The organism is Mesorhizobium sp. M0306 (assembly GCF_040321655.1).
Taxonomy (GTDB): domain Bacteria; phylum Pseudomonadota; class Alphaproteobacteria; order Rhizobiales; family Rhizobiaceae; genus Mesorhizobium.
Map to the genome: position 1 here is coordinate 17,283 of NZ_JAMYRY010000019.1, position 24,658 is coordinate 41,940.

A 24,658-nucleotide genomic window follows, 5' to 3' on the forward strand; every position below is an offset into this window, starting at 1 on the left:
TTAAATTCTTGTTTTTATGCATGTCGTTGTGCCAAGGCCGCTGCGCACTTTGGACGACTTGCATCAGGGGAGCACCCAATGGACCGCCTCGATAGAAAAATCCTCCGCCTCCTTCAGGAGGATGCGACGCTTGCAGTCGCCGACGTCGCCAAGAAGGTGGGCCTGTCTACGACGCCGTGCTGGCGGCGCATCCAGAAGCTCGAGGAAGAGGGCGTCATCAAGCGGCGTGTCGCCATCCTCGATCATGAAAAGGTCAATGTGCGGGTCACCGTGTTCGTCTCGATCCGCACCAATTCGCACAGCCATGAATGGCTGCGGCGCTTTTCGGAAGTTATCCAGGAATTTCCCGAAGTGGTCGAATTCTACCGCATGAGCGGCGACGTCGACTATCTCTTGCGCGTCGTGGTGCCCGACATCGCCGCCTACGACGCCTTCTACAAGCGGCTGATCGCCAAGATCGAGATCCGCGACGTGTCGTCTTCCTTCGCCATGGAGCAGATCAAATACACGACCGAGATGCCGCTGGATTACATGGTGCTCGACAAGGAGTCTGGCGCCAACGCTGCCTGAGATTTTTCTGCTTAGTTCTTCTTTTTGTTGAGGAAAGTCCAGGGCGAGTTGACCGGCAGCGTGATCGTGTCCGGCACGGTGTCGACGTCGACCACCTCGGCCTTGCGCACAGTGTAGCCCCACTGGATGACGCTTACACCGTCAAGGATAAAAAGCTGACTCTTCTCCATGCCGGGCTGCAATGCGCCGGTTACCGAAACCGGCTGGTAGGCCTCAGACATCCGGTAGGGTTGGGCAGGCGTAACGAGGACGATCTGGTTGGGCGGCGGCGTCGGCATATGGCTGCAGGCTCCCGTCCAGGGCACCAGCAGGAATTGATAGACGAGATCGCCGTCGCGATCGACCGGCAGTGCATAGCCCGCGAGTTGTACGGTCTTGTCCTGCAAGTTGAGTGACAGCGTCTCGCCATGATCCGGCATTTCGGCCGCGATCATCGGCAGCCCGACGCTTTCGGCGGCTGCCTGGCTCGCCGGGCGCAGATCCTTCCAGAAAATATGCATCGTCCCGGCGCAAGCGTTGCCTGCGACAACAGACGCGAACACTGCGGCTGCAAGCGTCGCGCCTGACTTGAGACGGTTTTTCATTCCTGCTCCACTTGCTGAGCCTTGATCTGCGGCCTATGCCAGCAAGTAAAGCTGCCGCTGTCGCCAAGGTCAACGTTCAAGCCGCATCACATGCCGGCGCGAGCCGGTCATGCCGATCTCGCGAAAGCCGCGGGCGGCGAACATGTCCCGAAAACCCATAAAGCTGTAGCTCGGCGACGCCTGGTCGACCGGATAGGCCTCGATCGTCGTGGCGCCTTTGGCAAAGGCGTGATCGATGGCTGCATCAAGCAATGCGCTCGCCAGCCCGCCGCCGCGCAACGCTCTAGGCACAAAGAAGCAGACGATCGACCAGATCCCCGCCTCGCGGTCGTCCTGCTGCCGTGACAGCTTGCGGTAGGTCTCGCGCGGCGCGACCGAGCACCAGCCGACGGTCCGGCCATCGTTCTGGGCGACAAAGCCGACCGGCGTGCCGGCGTCGATCAGCGCCATCATCGCGCGTTTCTTCTCGACGTTCTCGACATGCTCGCGGCGGTCGAGATTGCGCCAAGCCATACACCAGCAGTATTTCGGCCCGCCGGGTTGCTCGAACAGGTTTTCGAAATCGGCGCGCGTCGATTGCGTCACCTCCGTGAAGCGCACTTCGCTCAGGTCAAGCTTTTCTGGTGGCGAGCCGTTCGAGCGTCTTGGCATCGGAAAGTTCCTTCACGGCGTCCTTGCCGATCCAGCGTGCAGTCTTGTCCGTCGAGGCTGCCAGTTTTTGCGCCAGGGCAAGGGCAGGGCCGTGCAAATTCATCGATCGCTTGCCGATCGAACGAAGTGCCCAGTTCACAGCCTTCTTCACAAAGTTGCGGCCGTCGGTCGCATGCGCGTCGATGATCGACAGAAATTCGAGGAAGGTCGTCTCGGGTTCCTTCTTCCGGTGAACCACCGACCAGGCCATCATCGCAAAAGCCGTGCGCCGAACGAATTCCCGTTCGTCGACCGCGAATTCGGCGATCAATTCCTTCCAGCAATCCGAATCGACAAAGAGGTCGGAGACCCCGTCGACGATATCCCAGGAATCGAAAGTCGCCGCCCATCGTCTTGCATCCGCGGCGGAGAACCGCTCCGGATCGGCTGTCACGGAAGCAATGAACTGCGCCTCCATGATGCCTGTCTGCCAAAGCTCGAAGGCACGCTCATGGTTGCGCTTGATTTTCTTGGCAATCTGCCGCTGCACGCCATGCGAGATACCGAGCGCACGTTCGATCTTGATGCCGTAGCGCAGCATGCCAAGGCGATTTTCCTCCGAGCCAATCGAGCGCAGATGAGCGACGATTTCGTCGGCGCTGGATTGAGGCGAAAGCTCGGCCACGGCGAACCTACTTCTCCAGCCTTGCCAGCAGCGAGGACGTGTCCCAGCGCTTGCCGCCCATCGCCTGCACGTCCTTGTAGAACTGGTCGACAAGTGCCGTCACCGGCAGTTTGGCGCCGTTGCGGTCGGCCTCGGCAAGGCAGATGCCAAGATCCTTGCGCATCCAGTCGATGGCGAAGCCGAAATCATATTTGCCGGCATTCATTGTCTTGTGGCGGTTCTCCATCTGCCAGGAACCAGCGGCGCCCTTGGAAATCACCTCGATGACCTTTTCGATGTCGAGCCCGGCCTGCTTGCCGAAATGGATACCTTCGGCCAGTCCCTGAACGAGGCCGGCGATGCAGATCTGGTTGATCATCTTGGTGAGCTGGCCAGCCCCTGCCGGTCCCATCAACCCGACCATGCGGGCATAAGCATCTATGACCGGCTTGGCCCTGTCGAAGGCGTCTGGCTCGCCGCCGACCATCACGGTCAGAACGCCGTTCTCGGCGCCTGCCTGACCGCCGGAAACGGGGGCGTCGAGAAACGAAAACCCGAGCGCTTGCGCCTGCTGCGCCAGTTCGCGCGCGACCTCGGCCGATGCGGTGGTATTATCGATGAAGATGGCGCCTTTCTTCACTGAATTGAAGGCGCCTCCGGTGCCGGTCGTTACCGAGCGCAGATCGTCGTCATTGCCGACGCAGGAAAAGACGAAGTCCTTGCCCTCGGCCGCCTCCGCTGGCGTCGCTGCGAAGCTGCCACCATGCTGGGCAATCCACTGCTCGGCCTTGGCCCTGGTACGGTTGTAGACGGTGACGTCGTGACCGCCCTTGTTCTTGAGATGCCCGGCCATCGGATAGCCCATGACGCCAAGACCGAGAAATGCCACCGAAGCCATGTTTTCGAATCCCTTAGAAGCCTGCTTTGCGGTCTTCTTACCGGATCAGGCAAGGCGATGGGAGTCAGCGGTGCAGATGGATGGTGATGCGGCGTTCGATCCACTCGACGCCGTGGCGCAATGTTTCGACGATGATCAGATAGATGATCGCCGCCCAGATATACGACTGAAAGTCGAAGGTGCGCGCATAGGTGAGCCGGGTTATGCCCATCAAATCGTAGACCGTGATGATGGCGACGATTGCCGAGCCCTTGATCATCAGGATGATCTCGTTGCCATAGGGGCGCAGCGCCACAATCAGCGCCTGCGGCAGGATGATTTTCCACATCGTCTGCAGTTTGTGCAGGCCGAGCGAGGCGGCACCTTCCCATTGGCCCCTCGGCACGCTCTCGATCGCGCCACGCAAAATCTCGGCCTGGTACGCGGCCGTATTCAGCGAAAAGGCGAAGATCGCGCAGTTGAACGCCTCGCGGAAGAAGCCCCACAGGCCGACCATCTCGAGCTCCGGCCGGAAGGAGCCCAACCCGTAGTAGACCAGAAAGGTCTGCGCCAACAGCGGCGTGCCGCGAAAGAAATAGACATAGGCATAGGCGAACCCCGAAAGGATCGGGTTCTTCGACATGCGTGCATAGGCGATCGGCACAGACAGGATCGCACCAAGCACAATCGAGATGGCAACCAGCAACAGGGTGATGCCGAGGCCGGATATGTAACCGGGTGCATATTTCTGGAAGAACTCCGGGTTCCACGCAGCGACCAGGTAGACAACCATGCCAATGCCGAGTGCGATCCACAGGCCGACCAGAACATGGCCGAGGATGCGTTGGCGCGACCAGCCGCGTGCGGGCGGCGGCGGCCGGTCGACCTTCAGCGTGTCGGTGGCCAGGCTCATCTCTTGACCTCGCTGCCGCCGACCGCTCGTTCGATCGCATTGATGCCGAAGGAGGAGACGATCGCCAGCAGGAGATAAATCAGGCCGGCAAAACCATAAAACAGGAAGGCATGCTTGGTGACGCGAGCGGCAACCCCACTCTGCCGGAGGATCTCGTTGAGGCCGACTGCCGAGACGAGGGCGGTGTCCTTGAGCAGGATAAGCCAGAGATTTGCAAGTCCGGGCAACGCTATGCGGATCAACTGCGGCAGCACGATCAGCCGCATCGTCTGGCCGCTGGACAGGCCAACTGAATAGCCTCCCTCATATTGCCCTTTTGGAATCGCGCGGAACGCGGATAAAAACACCTCGCTGGAATAAGAGGAAAAAATGAAGCACAGCGCGATCATGCCGGCGACGAAGCTGTTGACGTCGGCGGACGTTCCGGGGCTCACTAGCCGGACAATGTACTGCAGGATCAATGGGATGCCGAAGAAGATCAGAAACAGTGTGAGCAGCTCGGGTATTCCGCGAAAAATCGTGGTGTAGATGTTCCCGGCCAGTCTCAGCGAGGGCTCTTCCGACTGTTTGGCCAGCGCCACGAAAAAGCCGAGCGTCAGCCCGAAGGGCAGAGTGGCCAGCGCAAGACATACCGTGACAAACACACCCGCGGCGATGTCGTCGAGCCAGCCTTCGGGTCCCCAACTGAGAAGCGTCAGTGCGCTCTGCATCCGCCTGCCTGTTCTCCTTAAAGCTTTTTGAGACCCAAACCGCGTCACCCCTCGTGCGCGGCATCCTTATAAGAACGGCGGGAATCTCCCGCCGTTCACGTCGTCCTATGTCGGTCGATCAGGACTCGCCGCCATAGACGTCGAATTTGAAGTACTTGTCGTTGATTTCCTTGTACTTTCCGTTCGCGCGGATGGCGTCGATCGCCGCATTGAACTGGTTGACCAGATCGGTCTCGCCCTTGCGCACGGCAATGCCGGCGCCCGGACCGTGCATTTCGATAACCGGCTGGATTGTGCCGACCAGCTTGCAGCAGGCACCGTCCGGCGAATCCAGCCATTGCTGCAGCACGACGACGTCGTCATTGGCGGCATCGAGCCTGCCATTGGCCAGATCGAGCTGGTATTCCTGCGCGGTCGGATACGGCTTGACGGTGCTGTCGGTATAAGTCTTGGTCGAATAGTTGAAATGCGTGGTGGACGCTTGCACGCCGATCGTCTTGCCGGCCAAATCTTCCTTAGTGACACCCTTGATGTCAGTGTCCTTGGGCGCGGCGATCGCCGGCGGCGTATTGTAATATTTGTGGGTGAAGTCGACCTTCTCGGCGCGTTCCGGCGTGATCGACATCGACGCGACGATGGCGTCGAACTTGCCTGCCTGAAGGGCTGGAATGATGCCGTCCCAGTCCTGCGCGACAAAGGTGCACTTCACCTTCATCTCGTCGCAGAGCGCCTTGGCAATGTCGATATCGAAGCCTACGAGCTGGCCGTCGGCGGTGAGGTTGTTGAATGGGGGATAGGCTCCCTCGGTGCCGATCCTCAAGGTTTTTTCCTGGGCCTGGGCAACGCCAAGCGTCAGCAGCGCAGCCGATGCGGCGAGCGCGATACGCAGTGCAATACGCATAATGGTCCTCTCTGTTGGTCCCGGCCGTCGTTCCCGAACGGCTCTGTGGGCGGTGCTTTTGACCGCCCGCTGGCGCGATACTCCCATTCTTTCCCAAGAAAAAGCAACTGCAAAACCGTCGCTTGAGGGAAGGTCATGGTCAGAAAGCGATGACGCTGGGTCAGACGCCTAAATTGGAAAGTAAGTGGGCGGAAACTGTCTTCTGCCGCATCTTCAGCGCGACAGGCCGGTGGCGCGCTCGATGAAGTCAGCTATCGAATTCGTGTCGTCGAGATCGAAGGCCGGCAGGTCTACGCCGACAATGGGGAAGTCGGAGGCGATGGCGACAATGTGTGGATCGCCTGCCGAGAGTGGTGTCCGGTCCTTGGCCTCGAGCCGTCGCGTCTCGATTTTCTTGTGCGCCTCGCGCTTGTAACCCTCGACCAGCACGATATCGGAGGGTGCCAGCCGTGACAGGATCGCGTCTAGCGTCGGCTCGTCCTCGCCGCGCAATTCGTGCATCAGCGCCCAGCGCCTGCCCGACACGACCGCGACCTCCATCGCTCCCGCCTGCCGGTGGCGAAAGCTGTCCGCTCCGGGTTTGTCGATGTCGAAATCATGATGGGCGTGTTTTACCGTCGACACTTTCCAGCCGCGCCGGACGAGTTCGGCCACCAGCTTTTCGGTCAATGTCGTCTTGCCGGAGTTCTTCCAGCCGGTGATGCCGAAGATACGTCTTTTCATGGCCCGATGCTCTGCAACAGATGCGCGGCCTGGGCAAGGTCGTCGGGAGTGTTGATGTTGAAGAACGGATCGATCTCGGCCCCGCCGGATTTCAGGATGGGAAATTCCACCTCGACAAAACCGTGCCGGTCGATGAACGCCGCAACGCGCCGGTTGTCTTCCTCGACGAGAAATTGTCGCAAGGCCTGATCTAACCCTAGCGGCCAGAGTGCAAAGGTCGGATGTCGTTTGCCGCCGGAACAGGCGACCGCGATAGAGCCCGGGCGTGCATAGGCTGCTGCGAGCAGCCGCTCGACCATGTCCCTGGGCAGGAAAGGCGTATCGCCGGCAGCCGTGACCAGCGCCTGGCAAGTCGTGTCGGAAGCCCATTCGAGACCGGTCAGGATCCCGGCAAGCGGCCCGGCATAACCTTTGACGGTATCGGCAAGCACCGGAAGCCCCGTCGCGGCAAACCGTGCTGGATCGCCATTGGCGCTAAGCGCAAGCGGTCCGACCTGTGGGCCAAGGCGCGAAACGACACGGTCGAGCAGAGTACCGTCGCCAAGCGCAAGCAGGGTCTTGTCGCCGCCGCCCATCCGGCTCGACCGGCCGCCGGCCAGAATGATCCCTGCGATATGTCGGCCCATCGTTTGCTGCCTAGACCCAATGACCAAAATCCAGTTTTCAAATCAGACGGTCGTCGACGGTCACGCCTATATGCCGTCCGGCGCCATGTCCGGTCCAGCGCTTTCGGCAGCCGTCTTTTGCCGGCCGACGATCCGTTCGCGGTAGAGTGCATAGAGGCCTGACGCGATGATGATCGTGGCACCGAGGATCATCGGCAGATCGGGGACATCGCCGAAGACTGTGAAGCCAAGCAGGATCGACCAGAGCAGGGCGGTGTAGCGGAACGGCGCGATGAAGGAGATATCGCCCACCCGCATGGCCGTGATGATGAACTGGTAGCCGATGAGCACAAGCACCGCCGCCAGCGCCAGGAACGCCGTGCTTTTTCCTGTCATCGGCGTCCAGCCGCCCATCGGCGAAAGCAGTGCCGCGCCCAGAACTGTCATGGCAAGCGCGGTAGCGGTCGACACCAGCAATGTCGGAATTGCCTGCGGTATCCGCTTGGTGGCGAGATCGCGCACCGCACAGCATGCGACGCTGGCCAGCGCCAGCAGAGAAAAGACGCTGAACCCTTCGAAGCCCGGCCGCACGATGATCAGCACGCCGGCAAAACCGACGGCAATAGCCAGCCAGCGCCGCCAGCCGACGCCCTCGTTGAACACAAGCGCGGCGCCCATCGTCACCGCCAGCGGCAGCGCCTGCAGCACGGCGGAGACATTGGCGATCGGAAGATCTGCCAGAGCAACCAGGAACGACACGGTGGCGCCGGCCTCGCTGGCGACGCGCAGCGCAACTGTCGGCTGCAGCATCGAACCTGGCCGGGCAAGCGCGCCGCGTTGCCACGCAAGCAGGCCAACGAAAAGCGAAGCGAAGGCGCCGCGGATCAGCATGACCTGCGCCATGTTCATCGATTCCGACGAGAATTTGGTGATAGCGTCGTTGAGGGTGAAGCCAGCCATGGCCACCATCATGAACAACGCGCCGCGCAGATTTAGCGAAAGAGGCAAGGCGATTACCGGGTGAGTCCTGCAGCAAGCGTCTAGCAGGCACCCGCAAAACAGCAACGTCAAAGGGCTGGGCCACAGCCTTTCTGTGGCCCGTGACATCTGCCGCGCAAGAGCGGCAGGACTTATTTGGGCGTCAGTACCTCGGTGCCGTTGCCTTCCTTGCCGGCAATCGTCCACAGGCCATGCAGCGAGCCGTCTTCCTGCATTTTGTAGACGACAAGGCCAACCGCCTTGCCCATGACATAGCCGGCGGAGAAGGCATCGTCGTTCCGCATGCAGATACCGTCCGAGGACGAGCCGCCTGTCTCCCAATGGATCGTGCAGGTCGTCTCGCTGGTCAGCGTGATCGTCGCGTCGCCACCATAGGACGACCCATCGAAGTTGGTGCCGGCCACGGCATAGGTGCCGCCGATCGACTGGGCCGCCGCGGGCAGGGCCGCGAGGTTGAGCAATGCAAGAGAAAGAATGAGTTTGCGCATATCGTATTCCCCCACTGGGCGAAGAACCGCTCCAGAGCAGAGGCTAGGCCCGAATGGGCTTGCGGTAAATCCGGTGACCGTTTGCGGACAAGACCTTTTCTGGGTGTGATCCCGAAAAGGTGCCGTTCTAAAGGATGGGTTCGCAGGGCAAATCGATCACACTGCGGCTCGACGAAAATTTTTCGACGAGATCAAATTTGCTCGGCAAGATTCATCAAATTGGTCATTGTAGGCTTCTGATCTTGTCTGGGGAGGTGGTCCATGATGAATGCACGAGGCAATGCGGACAGGCTTGGCACAGGCAGCAGGCGGCACGTTTCGTCGGCTTTCCGGTTCTCTTCTGCACTGGCGGTTATCCTCATGGCGATAGCGCCTGCGTTCGCCGAGAACGACGCTTCGGCGTCGGCAGTCGAACGGATGTCCACGCCGGGTCACGAAGCGGATGAGCTCGCTCGCCGCGTCGGGAAATGGACCGTCGTCAACACGATCTGGCCAACGCCCGGCGTCCAGCCGATCGTGATGACCGGGCTGGTGGCCGAGCGCACGATGATCGGCCCCTTCATGCAGGAGGTGATGCGCCCGGCGCCCGGGTCGAAAGTCCCAGACTTCCAGCGGATAGCCTATTTGAGCTATGACCGGGTGGAGGGCCGCTGGAAGTATGTCTCCATGGACACCCGTTTCCCGGCAGGGATCATGCCCGCCTGGAGTTTTGGTGGCGGGGAGGACGGCAAGATTTCACTGCTGTTCGAGCCGCTTGGTTTTGTCGGGTTCGGCCCCGAGGTCGAAGGGCGGTTCACGGCCTCCGATTTCATCATTTCCAGGGACGGCGACAATCACGAAGTGGCCGAGCAGCATTTCCTCCAGGCCAATGGCAGCGGCAAGAAATGGCTTGCCGTACGATACGACTACACGCGTCAACAACCGTGACTCGCTAGCAAAAACAATAGGCTGCGAATAAGTTCTGACGTCGCCTGATGCTCACGGTCCCCTGAGGCTGCCGGCGATGGCTCCGACGAGCGGGTCGTATTTCGATTTCAGGGCTGGCGGGTAGTCGATCCAGACCGTGCGGATGACACCGTCTTTTCCGAACAGGCGGCGTTCGTAGAAGATGTTCCCGCCTTTGATGCCCGACAGCACCGCCCAGTCCTTGCCGGTCTTGCTGTAGGCGAGCTTGTAGCCAGGTTCCTTGCTGGCTCTCTCAGCGGAGACGAAGGCTGTCGGGGTGTCATCATCGATATTGAGGATACCTGAACAGATCAGGCTGGCGCCATCGGCAGTGAGCCATTGTTGTCCATCGCCATTGTCCGGCTCGGGCTGGCGAAGAGTGAAGATTTCATCCGGAAAGGTGCAGGCGGTACCGAAGCGCTCGTTCGTATAGGTAAATGGCGCGGCGACTGCCATGGTCCCCGCCATCACACCGAAAACCGTCAGGACCGCAAAAAACCGCTGCACGCCTTGCCTCGCGCCGATACCAAGGCGATTATTCTTGCACGAAATCGGCGAAAAATCAGCCGCCGGTGACGCTCATATGCCGCGACACCGAGGGACGGTTGGTGCGGCGATCGATGATGAAGTCATGGCCTTTGGGCTTTCGGCCGATTGCTTCGTCGATGGCATCGGCGACCAGCTCATTGCCTTCCGACGCACGCAGCGGCGCGCGCAGGTCTGCGGCATCTTCCTGGCCGAGGCACATGTAAAGAGTGCCGGTGCAGGTCAGCCGGACCCGGTTGCAGCTTTCGCAGAAATTATGCGTCATCGGCGTGATGAAGCCCAGCCGCCCGCCGGTCTCGGCGACATGGACATAGCGGGCCGGGCCGCCGGTCTTGTAAGGGATGTCGCTTAGGGTGAACTGGCGCTCGAGTGCCGCGCGCAGCAGCGACAGCGGCAAATACTGGTCGGTGCGGTCGGCGTCGATCTCGCCCATCGGCATGGTTTCGATGACCGTCAGATCCATACCGCGACCATGCGCCCAACGCAGCATGTCCGGCAATTCGGCATCATTGAAGTCCTTCAAGGCCACGGCGTTGAGCTTTACCTTCAGCCCCGCCGCCTGCGCGGCGTTGATGCCTTCCATAACCTTGTCCAGATTGCCCCAGCGGGTGATCTGGCGGAATTTGTCGGCATCCAGCGTATCCAGCGAGACGTTAATGCGCTTGACGCCGCAGTCGGCGAGCTCGGCGGCAAAGCGGGAAAGCTGCGATCCGTTGGTGGTCAGTGTCAGCTCTTCCAGCGCACCACTCTCGAGATGCCGCGAAAGCTGGCGTACCAGGTGCATGATGTTCTTGCGCACAAGCGGCTCACCGCCGGTGAGGCGGAGCTTGCGCACACCCTTTTCGATGAAGACCGTGCAGAGCCGGTCGAGCTCTTCCAGCGACAGCAGGTCCTTCTTCGGCAGGAACGTCATGTCCTCGGCCATGCAATAGGTGCAGCGGAAATCGCAGCGGTCGGTGACCGACACGCGCAGGTAGGTGATCGTGCGACCGAAAGGATCGATCATATCCATGCTTATGCGCTTCCCGTGGCCGTGAACGGCTTCGTTATATATGGCTATGTGATACGAGCCAACTTGCCATTCAAGATAGAAGCTCGCAATCTTCGGTAACATTCCGGCGCCGACAGATTATGTCGGAAGTTCTGAAACGGCCTTTTCCCTCGACACGAAGCGGCGTAGGGAAGGGTGGTTCTCCGCAGGATCCACCACATGACAGCGCCGAAGGAACTCAGGGTCTCGAAGGATCGCAAGCTGCTTTCCGTGACCTTTCCGGGCCATCAGCCGTTCGAATTGCCGGCCGAGTTGCTGCGCGTCGCCTCGCCGTCGGCCGAGGTGCAGGGCCATTCGCCCGAACAGCGCGTCACCGTTCCCGGCAAGCGCAATGTAGCGATCCTTAAGATCGAGCCGGTCGGCAACTATGCCGTGCGCATCACCTTCGACGATTTCCACGACACCGGCATCTTCACCTGGAATTACCTGCATACGCTGGGTCATGAGAAGGATGCGCGCTGGGCCGCCTATCTCGCCGAGCTGGAAGAGAAGGGGCTAAGCCGCGACCGTTGAATGGATCCCGCGGGACGCTCCGGTCAACGCAGGATCGCCAGTATCTCGCTGGTGTCGTGATAAAACGGCGTGCCTTCGATCAGCCGATCATCCTTGAAGCGCAAGACTTCGGCAAACGGCTGTTTGATGGTTGCACCATTGGCCCGCGATGTCAGCGAAAGCGAGCAGCTCATGAACACCGTATCATCGTTTTGGGCGACCTGAAGGTCCTCCACCGCCACGTCGCTCCAGATTTCCCGCATCTTGCGGAAAAGGGCGCCAACACCGTCGAGGCCGTTCCAGTCACCGGCATAGGGCAGGGAACGCGGCTCATGCACGACAATCTCGGCATGAAATGCGCTGGCAAGCATATCGAGGCTCTTCGACCCTGATTGCAGGAAACGCATTTCAACATTGAACATGTTTTCAATAAGTTCCATGGCGGTGCGTCGCCGGCCGAGCTGTTTATCCATTTTTGACCTCCGTATCTGTCAGCACGAAAGCGGTTTGCGCTTGTTCGCGGTCCCTCGACACCCGTTTCCTGATGAACGACAAACGGGCATCGTGTCGTGAAAACGTCATGCGTCTAGAGTAGCGCCGGCAAAGGTTTGGAGACGAAAACATGTCCATGATCACCAGCGTCGAACAGCTCGAAGCTCTCTATGGCCTGCCCGGCGAGGCGTCGGTGGTCAAGGAACTCGACCAGCTGATTCCTGAATACGCTGCTTTCATCGAATCTTCGCCGTTTGCTGCACTCGCAACCTGCGGGCCGGAAGGGCTGGACTGCTCGCCGCGCGGCGACCTCGCCGGCTTCGTCCGCATCCACGATCCGAAAACGCTGATGATGCCCGACCGGCGCGGCAACAACCGTGCCGATTCGCTGAGGAACATCCTTCGCGATCCGCGCGTCGCGCTTCTGTTCCTGGTGCCGGGTTCCGGCACGACGCTGCGCGTCAATGGCCGCGCCCGCATCACCACCGATCCCGGGCTCTGCGTCTCGTTCGCAGTCGGGGGCAAGCCGGCGCGATCGGTGACAATCGTCGAGGTCGATGCGGTCTATTTCCAGTGCGCCCGCGCCATCCACCGGTCGGAACTGTGGAATCCGGCAAGGCATGTCGACCCGAGATCGCTGCCGACCCCCGGACAGATCCTGGAGATCACTAGCCGCAAGAACATCGACGGCGAGGTCTACGACAGGGAATGGCCGGAGCGCGCGAAAAAATCGATGTGGTGAAGAAATTTGGTGGTGAGGGAATTTGGTGGTGAAGCCGTCAGGCGGTCTTCAACACCTCGGCAACCTTGCGCATCTGTTCGCCGATCATGTCGCATTGTTCCGGCGTCGACTGGCTCATCGCCTTTTCGATCAGTGTCATGTGGACCTTCAGCGCCTGCATCAGCAGTGCCTCGCCGGCCTCGGTCAACGTCAGCCGCAGCACGCGCTTGTCCTTCTCGTCGCCCTCGCGGCGCAGCAGGCCGCGGGTCTCCAACTGCGGCAAAAGCATGGTGATGTTGGAGCGGCCGACCAGCAGGCGGCGAGCGAGGTCGTGCTGCGACATGCCGGGATGGCGGTAGAGGTTCATCAGCACGTCGAGCTGCGCCGGCTTCAGGTCGAGTGGCGCCAGCTTCACCGCCAGGGTGCGTTCCACCACGTGGCAGGCACGCGCCACCGCGACCCAGTTGCGAAAACGCGGGTTGTCCCAGGGCAGGTCTTGCTTAATGTTCATGTTTGAACTATTATGTTCATGCTTGAACCAATGAATGGATCGCCACTATGGCATCATTTGGACTGAAGGTCATCCGGGGCACGTTCGGCGTGGCCGAGCATGTGGCGCCGCGACTCACCGGGCGCGCCGCATTCGAGCTGTTCTGCCGCACGCCGCACGAAAAGAGCTTGAGCCAAGGTGAGCGCCGCGCAATCGATCGCGCCGCCGATTTCATGACCCAAGCGCGCCATCACCGGCTAAAGACCAGAACCGGCTGCGTCATGGTGCATGAATTCCGGCCCGAGCCGGGCAGGGCAACTGCCGGCACCGTGCTCGTCATCCATGGTTGGCGTTCGCGCACCGAATACATGCGCACATTGATCGAAGCCTATCGCGATGCCGGCTACAAGGTGGTCTCGCTCGACCTGCCGGGCCACGGCCAGTCGCAGGGCCGCCGGCTTACCCTGGTCAGTGCGGTCGATGCGGCACGGGTTGCCGGCGAATGGTTCGGGCCGTTTGCCGCCATCGTCGGCCATTCCTTTGGTGGTGCCGTTGCCGCCAATGCCGTCGCTGGTTCGATCAGGAACATCCCGCGATTGGCGGCCGGGCGACTGGTGCTTATCGCCGCGCCGAGCTCCCTGCCAGCGATCTTTGCTGATTTCAGCCGCATGCTGAATGTCGGCTCGCGCTCGCAGGTCGCCATGGCCGACCGAGTCGAGCGCATCGCCGGCCGGCCGTTGCACGAGTTCACCGGCGACCGCCAACTGGCAAGCACGCCGCTGCCGACGCTGGTGATCCACGCGCCGGACGACCGCGAAGTGTCCGCCGATCATGCAAGGCTCTATGCGCGCGCCGGAAACCATGTGCGGCTGTACTGGGCCGACGGGCTCGGCCACCGCCGCATTCTTGCCGACAAGGGTGTGGTGGAGCGTGCCGTTGGCTTCGTTGCGGGCAGGCTGGAGCCGTCTCTGCAGTGATCTGAATGTCTGTTCTTGTCTGCCGGGTTCGATCGTCACGCCGCCCCGGTGCCGGCCATCGCAATCCAAGCCGCCATTGCCCCGGCCACCGTCTCCAGAAGAGCCGAGCGCGACGCGCCGTCGCGCGCCTGGATCGACATGCCGTGCTGCACGGTCGCATAGAAGGTCGCGGCCGTGCCGCAGTCGAAATCGGCCGGCAACTCCCCCTCGGCCACGCCACGCTCGAGCCGTCTCAGCAAGGCTTCGCGGTTTTCGGCGCGGCGACGGCGCAGATCATCGCAGATGGCGCCGCGGCTTGAGTCCTGGTGCAATGCGCCGAGCGCGATCAGGCAGCCTTGCGGGCGACCGGTCTGCGAATACGCCTTGGCTGTCTGCCGCAGGAACCGCTCGACGGCCTGGCGCGCGGTCGGCGCCTTTTCCAGCGCGGACCAGATCTCGGTTCCCTCGACCCGCGTGTAAAGCTCGGTTGCCTCGAGAAACAGCGCTTCCTTGCTGCCGAAGGCGGCATAGAGGCTGGGTGAGTTGATGCCCATTGCAGCGGTCAGGTCGCTTATCGACGCGCCCTCATAACCCTTGGCCCAAAACACTTCCATTGCGCGCCGCAAGGCGGCGGCTCGATCGAAGGTGCGGGGGCGGCCTCGTTCCGGCATGGCATCCTTTCTGTATTGGTCGATACATAATTCAGTTGACGTGGTTCAGCAAGGCTGGCAAATATTTATGTATCAATCACTACAAAATGGAGAAGCAGATGTCATACAGAAGCTTGAACGGCAAGGCCGCCCTCGTCACCGGCGGCAGCCGCGGCATTGGTGCGGCGATCGCAAGAAGGCTCGCGGCCGACGGCGCAGGCGTGGCGATCACCTATGTGAATGGCGAGGAAGGGGCGCGTGCGGTGGTCAGGGAAATCGAGGCGGCCGGCGGCCGGGCCTTTGCCATCAAGGCCGACAATCGCGATGCTGCGGCGATCGAGGCGGCAGTCGATGAGGCAGCAAAAGCCTTCGGGCGGCTCGACATCCTCGTCAACAGCGCCGGCATCTGGCGCGCTGCGCCGATCGATGCCCTGTCGCTTGCCGACTTCGACGAGACAATGGAGGTAAACCTCAGAGCCCCGTTCGTCGCCGCCAAGGCGGCAGCAGCGCATATGGGCGAGGGTGGCCGGATCATCTCGATCGGCAGCAATCTGGCGGAGCGTGCCACCGACGCCGGCCTGAGCGCCTATTCGGCCAGCAAGGCCGCCTTGGTTGGCCTGACCAAGGCCTTTGCACGCGATCTCGGTCCGCGCGGCATCACCGCCAATGTCGTCCATCCGGGGTCGACCGATACCGACATGAATCCGGCAGCCGGCCCGCACGCCGAGCATCAGCGCCAGAAGATGGCGATGCCTCGCTTCGGCACGGCCGACGAGATCGCCGGCATGGTCGCCTGGCTTGCCGGTCCCGAAGGGCGCTTCGTGACAGGCGCGGCATTGACCATCGACGGCGGCGCCAACGCTTGAGGCTTGGCTCACGGGCGCTACCATTGATCGGGGGCGATGGCGGATCGGCTCGACCCGTCACGATCTTGTGAAACCGTTCTGCAACAGACGTTCCGAAATTTATGGAAGCTTAACGAAATCAGTATGAATCAGTGTAGTCACGCCTTACATCCGCCATGCGGTGGGCGAGACCGTGACAGCGGTGCGGAACGGGATCCGGTTCAACCGGAGCGGGTGATCCATGAAACTCCTTGGAAACAAAGCAACCGTGCTGCCTTTTGCGGTGGCCGCGGCAATGCTGGCCCTCGGGGCGCCGAAGGCTGAAGCGCAAGGGTTCTTCGATATGCTTTTCGGCGGCGGCGTCAAACACGCGCCGCCGAAAGGTAACTTTCCGCCGCCACCGTCAAAATACAAGCCGAAGCCCAAGGCGCCGGCCGCTTCCGGCGGTGGTGCGCAAATCAGCAGCCCGTCCTATTACACCTACAAAAGCGATCCGCTGGTGCGCGTCGATTTTTCGGCACTGTCGGCAGCGCCTGAACCGGCAACGCCTCAGGATGCTGCATTCGAGCCGGCGGCCACCGGGGCTGCATTCCGCGAAGCCATTGCCGGGCTCGACGGATATGACCTCTACGCCGAGAAGGACATCGCCAAGGCGCTGATCGCCTATTACTCGGCCAATCCGGATTTCATCTGGGTGACGGGAACCAGTCCCAGCAGCCGTGCCGAGGATGCCGTGCGGGTGCTGGGCGAGGCCGCGAGCTACGGCCTGACGCCCGCCGACTACACCGTCGAAGTTCCGGCAGCAGGCGCATCGGCGGGCAATGCCGATGAACGCCTGAAAGAGCTGGTCCGCTTCGAGATGGCGCTGTCGGCCCGCGTCCTGCGCTACGCCCGTGACGCACAAAGCGGCCGCGTCGATCCCAACCGCATGACCGGCTACTACGATTTTCCGCCGAAGCCGCTCGACATGGAAGGGGTGCTGAAGACGCTGGCCCATACCCAGCAAGTGCGCACCTACCTCGAATCGCGGCATCCACAGAACGCCGAGTATCAGGCGCTGCGCGTCGAACTGGAAGCGCTCCAGGCCAGCGCCGAAGACGAAATCACCATCGATCCCAATCTACTGTTGAAGCCGGGGCAGACCAGCCCCGAGCTGCCGAGGCTTTTGACAAAGATCGCGCGCAATCTCGATGACGAGATGGGCGGCGCCTATGGCGAGGTCCTGGCGAGGCTCGCCACCAGCCAGGTTTACGATCCGGAGCTGGTGCCGGTGATCAAGGCGGTGCAGAAACGGGCAGGCATGAAAGGCGACGGCGTCATCGGCCCGCGTACCGTTGCATCGTTGGCCGGAACGTCCAAGGCCGACAAAATTCAGAAGGTTCGGGTTGCGCTCGAAGAGTTGCGCTGGTTGCCTTCTGATCTCGGCAGTCCGCGCGTCTTCATCAACCAGCCGGCTTTCACCGCGAGCTACATCGACGACGGCGAGGAGAAGCTGAAGACCCGCGCCGTCGTTGGCAGGCCCACCAACCAGACTGCTTTCTTCTATGATCAGATCGAGCAGGTCGACTTCCATCCCTATTGGGGCGTGCCGCAGTCGATCCTGGTCAACGAGATGTTGCCGCGGCTGCGCCGGGATCCGGGCTATCTCGACCGCGCCGGCTATGAGGTGGTCAATGCCCGCGGCAAGCGCATTCCCTCCTCCTCGGTCAATTGGGGCGCCTACGGCGCAAAGATACCTTACGGCGTGCGCCAGCTGCCGAGCGAGGCCAATGCGCTGGGCGAGCTGAAGATACTGTTCCCCAACAAGCATGCCATCTACATGCACGATACGCCGCAGAAGTCGTTTTTCCAGCGCGACATGCGCGCGCTCAGCCATGGCTGCGTTCGCTTGCAGGATCCGCGCGGCATGGCGGCTGCCGTTCTCGGCACCTCGGTCGACTACATCGAGGACAGACTGAAACACGGACATTCGACCGAAGACGTGACACGCAAGATCCCGGTCTATGTCGCCTATTTCACCGCATGGCCGGACCTGTCCGGCACCGTCGAATATTTCAACGACGTCTACGGCCGCGACACACGGCTGCAGCAGGCGCTCGACAGCACCGAAGCGGTGCGTTCGCCGGCTAGCTGAGATACGGTTCTAGCGCTGAAACAGCGGACGCCGGAAGCCGGCGTCGCGCCCGGCGATCAGCCAATAGACCAGGCCGGCAACAATGCCTGCCGCGGCAATGATACCGATATCGGCCCAACGCTCCGGGTTCGTGTCGTCTGGTACACTGGGCCAGATCAAGGCGAAGCCGCCAACCGCGGCCGCGGCGCCGAAGATCATATGCAGCCAAAAACTGCGCAGCGAGAAAAACTCGGCAATCAGTGCGAAGATCAGTGTCTGCAGGGCGGTCAGCACGATCGTCAGAAAATAGATGAACATACCAAGCGGCGGCACCAGAAGCACCGCGACGGGTGTGACACCCATGACGTCGAAATAGTTCGGTGCATTTGGCAGCGAGCTCAGCCCGCCATAGATCGCCGCCACCGCGATCAAGCCCACCAATACCGCAACGAAATAACCGGCGAGCATCATCAGAACGCGCTTCAATACGTGCTTCGCCGTCGCCATGCCCACCCCCGCGCGCAATGATAGCACCCAGTCAGCCATCAAAGTCATATCTACGCAAGGGTGTGCCGAAGGCCGGGGGCCTTCGAGGCGCGTCACTTTTTAGAATCTGGACCGTTGGCGGACAGCTTCATTTCGGCGCGGTTGTCACCGGATCATAGGTGATTTCGACTTTGGCCTTGTCGTTCGTGTAATAAATGACGGTGTAGGCGCCGCTGTCCCAATCGATTTCCTTGATGTAGCGGAAGTCGTCGCGCTGCTCGACTTTAGCAATGATTTCCGACAGCTTCTTGGCATTCTGCGGCGGCACCGGATTTTCGTCCGCGGCAAAGGCCGATCCGCCGACAAGCAGCACGGCGGCCGCCAAAACAAGTCTGGACATGGCTTTCCCTCACATCTCGATCAGTAGAAACTCGTTTCCATGCAGGTTTGTTCCGGGATCGCGGAGCGTTGCGCTACAGGGAGACGTCCGTACCTGATTTATGGCCGCCGAAAGAACACGGCGACTGCTTAAAATCATGATGCGTCGTCTCAACATCGCGGCCATAATAGTGCCGGTGGTCATTCGGGGGTCTACATGCAAACGCGTCATGCCATCATATTTGTACTTTTCACACTTTCCATCCTGGCCATTTCGATGCCTGTGCAGAAAGCCGCAGCGCTTGAACCTGAGCGCTATACAGTCTATTGCGCCGACGACCGTATCGAGGTTTCGTTCTGGGATATCGAGCAGATGAAGGTGCGGGCCGGCTCCAACGTTTGCCAGTTCCAGAGCTATACGAGCTACAGCAGCGCTTTGAATTTTGCCCAAAAGAATTTTGGCGGCGAGGGGGCTACCTGCAGCTGCTAGCCGCTCTGGCTTGGCTTGAATTGATTCAGGAAAGCAGATGGTGGGCGATGCAGGGATTGAACCTGCGACCCCACCCGTGTGAAGGGTGTGCTCTCCCGCTGAGCTAATCGCCCGCTCGTTGCCCGAAGGCCAAGCGCGCCGCGATATAAGGGAGGCCGGCCTGCGAAGTCAACCACTTGTCGGTCGTCATCTGCGGTCCGCCTGATGCCCGGCTTCAGCCTTCTGCCGAGGCCATCAGTCCTTGTACCAGGTCGAGCGTCAGAGAATCGAAATGCGAGATTACCGCCGACGGTTCGAACTCTCGCACATGGCGGTCGGTGTACCCGAAATCGACTGCCACCACCGGAATCCCGGCGGCCTTTGCCGTGTCGATGTCGGTCTGCGAATCACCGACCATCAGTGCACGGTGCGGGTCGCCGCCGGCGCGCGCGATGGTCTGCGTGAGATGGCGCGGGTCGGGCTTGCGGAACGGAAAACTGTCCTGACCGCAGATCGCCGCGAAATGCCTGGTCAGGCCGAGCGCCTCGATCAATGCCACCGAATTGGCCTCGTATTTATTGGTGCAGATGGCCAGCAGGTAACCGGCTGCCTCGAACCGTGCGATCGCCTCGGGGACGCCGGGGTAGGGGCGCGATTTGCCGGGGATGTTAACGGTGTAATGGTCCAGAAACAGCTTGAGCAGGCGGTCGTGCTCCTCCACTGCCAGCGACCTATGCTGCGCTGCGTGAGCGCGCTCGATCATCACCCGGCCGCCATGGCCGACGAAGCGCTTGAAGCCGGCTTCGTCGACGGCCGCGAGCTGGCTGGCGGCAAGGCTGTGGTTGAGACTGTCGAGCAGGTCCGGCGCCGTGTCGATCAGCGTCCCGTCGAGGTCGAACACGATGATCGGTCGGGTCATGGCCTGTCCTGTGACGATTTGATTGCCGGCAGGCGATAGCCGCTGCGGCCCGTTCAGGCAAGCCGGCTTATCCACCGCGGGCAAGGTCCTTTGACCAGCCCGGCAAAAATGCTACGAGCGCCAAAACAAATCTTGGGACCCGGCATGGATGCGAGGCAATTGAAGGTTGAGGCCGCGCGGGCAGCGCTTGCCCATGTCACGGATGGCATGCGGCTCGGTATCGGCACCGGCACGACAGCGGACGAGTTCGTGCGGCTGCTCGCCGACAAGGTCGCCACTGGCCTGACGGTCATCGGCGTGCCGACCTCGGAGCGCACCGCCGTCCTTTGCAACGAGCTTGGTGTGCCTCTGTCGACCTTCGAGGAAACGCCCGAGCTCGACCTCACCATCGACGGCGCCGACGAGATCGATCCGGCGCTGACGTTGGTCAAGGGCGGCGGCGGCGCGCTACTGCGCGAAAAGATCGTCGCGGCGGCCTCCGCCCGCATGATCGTCATCGCCGACAGCTCCAAGATGGTCGAGATGATCGGCCGTTTTCCGCTGCCCATCGAAGTCAACCGGTTTGGCCTGCGCGCCACCGAAATTGCGGTCGGCGCGGCGGCTGCAAACCTTGGCCTTTCCGGCCCCGTTACATTGAGGATGACGGGGAGCCAGCCATTTGTTACAGACGGCGGCCATTTTATCCTCGATGCATCTTTTGGCCGCATTCCGGATACAAGAGCGCTTTCGAATGCTCTCCACGCCATTCCGGGCGTGGTCGAGCATGGTCTTTTCATCGGGCTGGCATCAACGGCCATCATAGCCGGCGGCGACGGCATCCAAACCGTCCATGCCGCCCGAAAATCAGGGAGTTTTACCGATCATGATGTTGCATAACCGGGTTGGCCGCTTTTTTGCCATTCTGGCGGCCTCGGCCGTTTTCGCGTTTTCGTCGCCTGCGTTTTCGCAGGACGTCACCGATGCGCATTTGAAGGCGGCGCGCGCCGCCGTCGCGGCGATCCATGCGACGGATACGTTCGACAGCATCCTGCCGCAAGCGGCCGCGGCACTGGAGCAGCAGCTGATCCAGAAGAACCCGGACATGCAGGAACTGATCGCCAAGACGATCAACGAGAAGGCGATGGCCTTGGCATCGCGCCGCGCCGACCTGGAAAAGGAAGCGGCGCTAGCCTATGCAAAGGTGTTCTCGGAAAAGGAACTCAATGAAATTGCCGCCTTCTACAATTCCGATTCCGGCAAGAAGCTGCTCGACAACGGCCCGATCGTGACGCGCGAACTGGTGAAGGCTGCCGAGATCTGGCAGAACGGCCTGGCTCGCGATCTCGCCCAGCAGGTCGGCGAGACCCTGGGTGCTGCGGCGAATGCCAAGGCGCCGGCTGCACCTGCCGACGGTACCGCTCCGGCCGATGGCGCAGCTCCCGCGGACGCCACACCGAATTGATTGCGGACTTCCGAGCGGCCTGACCGCCACTGGACCAGAAAGCCCGGCAAGTCCGGGCTTTTCTTTTGATAGTCGGCAGCCTACCTGTCTCGGAGTTTGAGGGGCAAGGAGTTCAGCCATGGCCGGTTACGACTACGATCTTTTCGTCATCGGCGGCGGCTCCGGTGGGGTGAGGGCGGCGCGCGTCGCGGCCGCACTCGGCAAGCGGGTCGGTATCGCCGAGGAATTCCGCTACGGCGGCACCTGCGTCATCCGCGGCTGCGTGCCGAAGAAACTCTATGTCTACGCTTCGCAATTCCCCGAGCATTTCGCCGACGCCGCCGGGTATGGCTGGACGGTGCCTGAGGCGCGTTTCGACTGGCAGACGCTGGTCGCCAACAAGGATCGCGAGATCAGCCGGCTGGAGGCCATCTACAAGAAGAACGTGCAGGGCGCCGGCGGCGAGGTCTTTCACTCGCGCGCCACCCTGGTCGATCCGCATGTGGTGCATCTTCTCGGTGAGGATCGCAGCGTTAGCGCCGACCAGATCCTGATCGCTACCGGCGGGCGCCCGGCGCCGCATCCGGCATTGCCCGGCCATGAGCACTGCATCTTTTCCAACGAGGCCTTCGATCTAAAGGAGTTGCCGAAGGCAATCATGATCGAGGGCGGCGGCTATATCGCCGTCGAATTCGCCAATATCTTTCACGGCCTTGGCGTCGACACGACGCTGGTCTACCGCGGCAAGGAGATCCTCAGCCGTTTCGACATGGACCTCAGACGTATGCTGCACGAAACGATGGAAAAGAAGGGGATAAAAATCCTCTGCCACGCCGTGTCCGAGTGGGTCAGGAAGCGGCCTGACGGCCGACTCGACGCGCTTGTCACCGGCGGCACGGTGCTGACGGTCGACCAGGTCATGCTCGCCATCGGCCGCATTCCCAATACCGAGAACATGGGCCTGGAGGGCGTCGGCATCGAGATGACCAAGACCGGGGCAATCCACGTCGACGAATACTCCCGCACCAACATCGACAACATCTGGGCGATCGGTGACGTCACCCACCGCGTGCAATTGACGCCGGTGGCAATCCACGAGGCGATGTGCTTCGTCGAGACCGCCTTCAAGGACAAGCCGACGGCGCCCGACCATGACACGATCGCGACCGCAGTCTTTTCGCAGCCCGAGATCGGCACGGTCGGCCTGTCGGAGGATGAGGCGGCAAAACGCTTCTCGGATCTTGAAATCTACCGCGCCACCTTCCGGCCGATGCGGCACACGCTTTCCGGCCGCGACGAAAAGATGCTGATGAAGCTGGTCGTCGACGGCGCCTCGAAAAGAGTCCTCGGCGCCCACATCCTCGGGCCGGATGCCGGCGAAATGGCACAGCTCCTCGGCATACCGCTGAAGGCGGGGCTGACCAAGGATGATTTCGATCGTACCATGGCGGTGCATCCGACCGCGGCGGAAGAACTCGTCACCATGTACAAGCCGACTTACCGGGTGAGGGATGGTGAGCGCGTCTGACGCGACAATAACTCATCGCGGCAACGAGATTGCCGCGATGGAAGGGCGTGAGTCTTTTTACAGCAACGTCCCGCGCAGGATCACCAGCGCCACAGAAAAATAAATCACCAGCCCGGTGACGTCGACCAGTGTGGCGACGAACGGAGCCGATGCGCTGGCCGGATCGAAGCCGATCCGCTTCAGGGCGAACGGCAACATCGATCCAGACAACGAGCCGAAGGTGACGATGCCAACCAGCGTGGCGCCGATCGTCATTGCGATCAGCGGCCAATGGGGGCCGTAGTCGTAGAAGCCGAGATACTGCCAGAGCGCGATGCGGCAGACGCCGACCACGCCAAGGATCGAGCCAAGCACCAGGCCGGTGGGCAGCTCGCGCAATGCCACCCGCCACCAGTCGCCGAGGCCGATTTCGCGCAGCGCCAGCGCCCGGATGACGAGCGAGGTCGCCTGCGAGCCGGAATTGCCGCCGGAGCTCATGATCAATGGAATGAACAGGGTCAGCACGATCGCCTTTTCCAGCTCGCCCTCGTAGCTCTGCATCGCGTTGGCGGTCAGCATCTCGCTGATAAACAGCGCGCACAGCCAGCCGGCGCGTTTCTGGATCATCGCCAGAAAGCCCATCTTCATATAGGGCTCGTCGAGAGCCTCCATGCCGCCGAAACGATGCACGTCCTCGGTCGTTTCCGAGATCATCGTGTCGATGATGTCGTCGATGGTGACGATGCCGAGGAGCTTGCCGTTGTCCACGACCGGAACGGCGAGCAGATCATATTTCGAGATCAATTGAGCAACCTTTTCACTATCGGTCAGCGGTGAAACGGTGATAGGCGCACGATCCGGCGCTATTGCCATGATCAGCTCGTCGGGCTCGCCAGCGATCAGTCGACGCAGGCTGGTCGAGCGCAACAGGACATGCGTTTGTGGATCGACGATGTAGATCGCGTAGACGGTTTCGCGCGTCCGCTCCACCTTGCGGATATAATCCAGCGTGCGGGCCACGCTCCAGTCCGGCGGCACGCTGACATATTCGGTCGTCATGAGCGAGGCGGCGCTGCCCTCGGGATAGCCGAGAATGGCAAGCAGCGTCGCGCGCAGCGGTGGCGCTAGGCCACCAAGCAGTTCGGAACGAGCCGGCTCGTTCAGATCGCGCAGTATGTCGGCGGCGCGGTCGACCGACATGGCGGCAAGCAGTCTGCCTGCCTTGATGCGGGGCAGCGCCTCGACCAGTTCGGATGCGCCGTTGAGCTTCGGCTGGTCGAAGATCTCGACCAGCCGCTCGAACGGCACTTCGCAAAGCAGCTCCGATGCCGTCTCGCGGGGCTCCTGGTTCAAGGCCTCGACGATGTCAGCGATGTGTTCGTTTGCAAGCACGCGGGCGATGGCGATGGCATCGCCGCCCGCCAGGGGGAAAACTCGTTCATGTCTCACTCCTTGCCGTCCGGCAGGACGTGAGCCGGTCAGGTCACGTCAAGCGGACGGCGGTTGCGTTCGAC

At 61.5% G+C, this 24,658-nt stretch carries 30 protein-coding genes, 1 tRNA gene and 1 pseudogene; 11 read left to right on the plus strand and 21 right to left on the minus strand.

Annotation, left to right across the window (positions count from 1 at the left end):
* Window positions 1-78: 78 nt before the first annotated feature.
* Window positions 79-570 carry an Lrp/AsnC family transcriptional regulator gene (locus tag NKI95_RS22670; RefSeq protein WP_006333679.1) on the plus strand — a complete coding sequence of 164 codons (492 nt, stop codon included), beginning with the start codon at window positions 79-81 and terminating at the stop codon, window positions 568-570.
* A gap of 11 nt (window positions 571-581) precedes the next feature.
* Here NKI95_RS22670 and NKI95_RS22675 read toward each other — a convergent pair whose 3' ends face one another.
* The 11 genes and pseudogenes from NKI95_RS22675 to NKI95_RS22725 all read right to left on the minus strand — a co-directional run bounded on the left by NKI95_RS22675 (window position 582) and on the right by NKI95_RS22725 (window position 8,664).
* Entirely contained in the window at window positions 582-1,154 is a 573-nt protein-coding gene (locus NKI95_RS22675) for a DUF3299 domain-containing protein (RefSeq protein WP_352719446.1), read from the minus strand.
* 69 nt (window positions 1,155-1,223) lie between these two features.
* On the minus strand, window positions 1,224-1,805 hold the full coding sequence (locus NKI95_RS22680; protein ID WP_352719447.1) for a GNAT family N-acetyltransferase: 582 nt from the start codon (window positions 1,803-1,805) through the stop codon (window positions 1,224-1,226).
* Window positions 1,765-2,469 (minus strand): DNA alkylation repair protein, encoded by a 705-nt coding sequence (locus NKI95_RS22685; protein ID WP_352719448.1) that lies wholly within the window; start codon window positions 2,467-2,469, stop codon window positions 1,765-1,767. Before NKI95_RS22685 ends, NKI95_RS22680 begins: the two co-directional genes overlap by 41 nt.
* Window positions 2,470-2,476: 7 nt before the next feature.
* Window positions 2,477-3,352, minus strand: a pseudogene (locus NKI95_RS22690) (NAD(P)-dependent oxidoreductase); the annotation flags it as partial.
* A gap of 58 nt (window positions 3,353-3,410) precedes the next feature.
* Window positions 3,411-4,238 (minus strand): ABC transporter permease, encoded by an 828-nt coding sequence (locus NKI95_RS22695; RefSeq protein ID WP_352502421.1) that lies wholly within the window; start codon window positions 4,236-4,238, stop codon window positions 3,411-3,413.
* A complete protein-coding gene (locus NKI95_RS22700) occupies window positions 4,235-4,948 on the minus strand; it encodes an ABC transporter permease (RefSeq protein ID WP_023675013.1) in 714 nt (237 codons plus the stop codon). Before NKI95_RS22700 ends, NKI95_RS22695 begins: the two co-directional genes overlap by 4 nt.
* A gap of 118 nt (window positions 4,949-5,066) precedes the next feature.
* Window positions 5,067-5,849 (minus strand): ABC transporter substrate-binding protein, encoded by a 783-nt coding sequence (locus tag NKI95_RS22705; protein WP_352719449.1) that lies wholly within the window; start codon window positions 5,847-5,849, stop codon window positions 5,067-5,069.
* Between the two features lie 213 nt (window positions 5,850-6,062).
* Entirely contained in the window at window positions 6,063-6,572 is a 510-nt protein-coding gene (mobB, locus tag NKI95_RS22710) for a molybdopterin-guanine dinucleotide biosynthesis protein B (protein ID WP_352719450.1), read from the minus strand.
* Window positions 6,569-7,198 (minus strand): molybdenum cofactor guanylyltransferase MobA, encoded by a 630-nt coding sequence (gene mobA, locus NKI95_RS22715; protein WP_352719451.1) that lies wholly within the window; start codon window positions 7,196-7,198, stop codon window positions 6,569-6,571. The genes mobB and mobA overlap by 4 nt, the downstream gene beginning before the upstream one ends.
* 66 nt (window positions 7,199-7,264) lie before the next feature.
* Window positions 7,265-8,185, minus strand: a complete 921-nt coding sequence (locus NKI95_RS22720; RefSeq protein ID WP_352719452.1) for a DMT family transporter — start codon at window positions 8,183-8,185, stop codon at window positions 7,265-7,267.
* 122 nt (window positions 8,186-8,307) lie between these two features.
* Window positions 8,308-8,664 (minus strand): hypothetical protein, encoded by a 357-nt coding sequence (locus tag NKI95_RS22725; protein WP_352719453.1) that lies wholly within the window; start codon window positions 8,662-8,664, stop codon window positions 8,308-8,310.
* A 261-nt stretch (window positions 8,665-8,925) separates the two neighbouring features.
* Here NKI95_RS22725 and NKI95_RS22730 point away from each other — a divergent pair, with 261 nt between their 5' ends.
* Window positions 8,926-9,591 (plus strand): hypothetical protein, encoded by a 666-nt coding sequence (locus NKI95_RS22730; RefSeq protein ID WP_352719454.1) that lies wholly within the window; start codon window positions 8,926-8,928, stop codon window positions 9,589-9,591.
* Window positions 9,592-9,642: 51 nt separating this feature from the next.
* On the opposite strand, the gene NKI95_RS22735 is transcribed toward NKI95_RS22730, so the two are convergent.
* Both NKI95_RS22735 and moaA read right to left on the minus strand, forming a co-directional pair.
* The gene (locus tag NKI95_RS22735) at window positions 9,643-10,065 is read right to left on the minus strand and encodes a hypothetical protein (protein WP_352719455.1); all 423 of its coding nucleotides are present in this window, start codon (window positions 10,063-10,065) and stop codon (window positions 9,643-9,645) included.
* 106 nt (window positions 10,066-10,171) lie between these two features.
* Complete coding sequence (gene moaA / locus NKI95_RS22740) at window positions 10,172-11,167, minus strand: GTP 3',8-cyclase MoaA (RefSeq protein ID WP_352719456.1); 996 nt, start codon at window positions 11,165-11,167, stop codon at window positions 10,172-10,174.
* A 198-nt stretch (window positions 11,168-11,365) separates the two neighbouring features.
* On the opposite strand from moaA, the gene NKI95_RS22745 reads away from it, so the two are divergent.
* On the plus strand, window positions 11,366-11,719 hold the full coding sequence (locus NKI95_RS22745) for a gamma-butyrobetaine hydroxylase family protein (RefSeq protein WP_023717628.1): 354 nt from the start codon (window positions 11,366-11,368) through the stop codon (window positions 11,717-11,719).
* A 23-nt stretch (window positions 11,720-11,742) separates the two neighbouring features.
* Here the strand turns inward: NKI95_RS22745 and NKI95_RS22750 are convergent, their stop codons facing one another.
* Window positions 11,743-12,171 (minus strand): nuclear transport factor 2 family protein, encoded by a 429-nt coding sequence (locus NKI95_RS22750; protein WP_352466214.1) that lies wholly within the window; start codon window positions 12,169-12,171, stop codon window positions 11,743-11,745.
* Window positions 12,172-12,320: 149 nt separating this feature from the next.
* Between NKI95_RS22750 and NKI95_RS22755 the strand changes: the two genes are divergently transcribed.
* Entirely contained in the window at window positions 12,321-12,932 is a 612-nt protein-coding gene (locus NKI95_RS22755; protein ID WP_352719457.1) for a pyridoxamine 5'-phosphate oxidase family protein, read from the plus strand.
* Between the two features lie 37 nt (window positions 12,933-12,969).
* Here NKI95_RS22755 and NKI95_RS22760 read toward each other — a convergent pair whose 3' ends face one another.
* A complete protein-coding gene (locus NKI95_RS22760; protein ID WP_352466212.1) occupies window positions 12,970-13,422 on the minus strand; it encodes a MarR family winged helix-turn-helix transcriptional regulator in 453 nt (150 codons plus the stop codon).
* Between the two features lie 47 nt (window positions 13,423-13,469).
* Between NKI95_RS22760 and NKI95_RS22765 the strand changes: the two genes are divergently transcribed.
* On the plus strand, window positions 13,470-14,378 hold the full coding sequence (locus NKI95_RS22765) for an alpha/beta hydrolase (RefSeq protein WP_352719458.1): 909 nt from the start codon (window positions 13,470-13,472) through the stop codon (window positions 14,376-14,378).
* A gap of 35 nt (window positions 14,379-14,413) precedes the next feature.
* Here NKI95_RS22765 and NKI95_RS22770 read toward each other — a convergent pair whose 3' ends face one another.
* Window positions 14,414-15,028: a TetR/AcrR family transcriptional regulator gene (locus NKI95_RS22770; protein ID WP_352719459.1), complete on the minus strand. Its 615-nt coding sequence runs from the start codon at window positions 15,026-15,028 to the stop codon at window positions 14,414-14,416.
* A 98-nt stretch (window positions 15,029-15,126) separates the two neighbouring features.
* Here NKI95_RS22770 and NKI95_RS22775 point away from each other — a divergent pair, with 98 nt between their 5' ends.
* Both NKI95_RS22775 and NKI95_RS22780 read left to right on the plus strand, forming a co-directional pair.
* Window positions 15,127-15,873, plus strand: coding sequence for a 3-oxoacyl-ACP reductase family protein (locus NKI95_RS22775; protein WP_352719460.1), 747 nt, complete (start codon window positions 15,127-15,129; stop codon window positions 15,871-15,873).
* Window positions 15,874-16,093: 220 nt separating this feature from the next.
* Entirely contained in the window at window positions 16,094-17,986 is a 1,893-nt protein-coding gene (locus NKI95_RS22780) for a L,D-transpeptidase family protein (protein WP_352719461.1), read from the plus strand.
* A 9-nt stretch (window positions 17,987-17,995) separates the two neighbouring features.
* Here NKI95_RS22780 and NKI95_RS22785 read toward each other — a convergent pair whose 3' ends face one another.
* Entirely contained in the window at window positions 17,996-18,472 is a 477-nt protein-coding gene (locus NKI95_RS22785; RefSeq protein WP_292653588.1) for a hypothetical protein, read from the minus strand.
* A 127-nt stretch (window positions 18,473-18,599) separates the two neighbouring features.
* On the minus strand, window positions 18,600-18,851 hold the full coding sequence (locus tag NKI95_RS22790) for a PepSY domain-containing protein (RefSeq protein ID WP_292653589.1): 252 nt from the start codon (window positions 18,849-18,851) through the stop codon (window positions 18,600-18,602).
* Window positions 18,852-19,106: 255 nt separating this feature from the next.
* On the opposite strand from NKI95_RS22790, the gene NKI95_RS22795 reads away from it, so the two are divergent.
* A complete protein-coding gene (locus NKI95_RS22795) occupies window positions 19,107-19,319 on the plus strand; it encodes a hypothetical protein (protein ID WP_352466207.1) in 213 nt (70 codons plus the stop codon).
* Between the two features lie 38 nt (window positions 19,320-19,357).
* On the opposite strand, the gene NKI95_RS22800 is transcribed toward NKI95_RS22795, so the two are convergent.
* Both NKI95_RS22800 and NKI95_RS22805 read right to left on the minus strand, forming a co-directional pair.
* Window positions 19,358-19,432, minus strand: a tRNA-Val gene (locus NKI95_RS22800).
* 101 nt (window positions 19,433-19,533) lie between these two features.
* The gene (locus NKI95_RS22805) at window positions 19,534-20,217 is read right to left on the minus strand and encodes a phosphoglycolate phosphatase (RefSeq protein WP_352719463.1); all 684 of its coding nucleotides are present in this window, start codon (window positions 20,215-20,217) and stop codon (window positions 19,534-19,536) included.
* A 144-nt stretch (window positions 20,218-20,361) separates the two neighbouring features.
* On the opposite strand from NKI95_RS22805, the gene rpiA reads away from it, so the two are divergent.
* From rpiA to gor, 3 genes are all read left to right on the plus strand, one after another.
* Window positions 20,362-21,093 carry a ribose-5-phosphate isomerase RpiA gene (gene rpiA, locus NKI95_RS22810; protein WP_352719464.1) on the plus strand — a complete coding sequence of 244 codons (732 nt, stop codon included), beginning with the start codon at window positions 20,362-20,364 and terminating at the stop codon, window positions 21,091-21,093.
* Complete coding sequence (locus tag NKI95_RS22815; protein WP_352448901.1) at window positions 21,080-21,658, plus strand: DUF2059 domain-containing protein; 579 nt, start codon at window positions 21,080-21,082, stop codon at window positions 21,656-21,658. Before rpiA ends, NKI95_RS22815 begins: the two co-directional genes overlap by 14 nt.
* 118 nt (window positions 21,659-21,776) lie before the next feature.
* A complete protein-coding gene (gor, locus tag NKI95_RS22820) occupies window positions 21,777-23,165 on the plus strand; it encodes a glutathione-disulfide reductase (protein ID WP_352719465.1) in 1,389 nt (462 codons plus the stop codon).
* Between the two features lie 57 nt (window positions 23,166-23,222).
* Here gor and mgtE read toward each other — a convergent pair whose 3' ends face one another.
* Entirely contained in the window at window positions 23,223-24,593 is a 1,371-nt protein-coding gene (mgtE, locus tag NKI95_RS22825) for a magnesium transporter (protein WP_352719466.1), read from the minus strand.
* Between the last annotated feature and the right edge of the window lie 65 nt (window positions 24,594-24,658).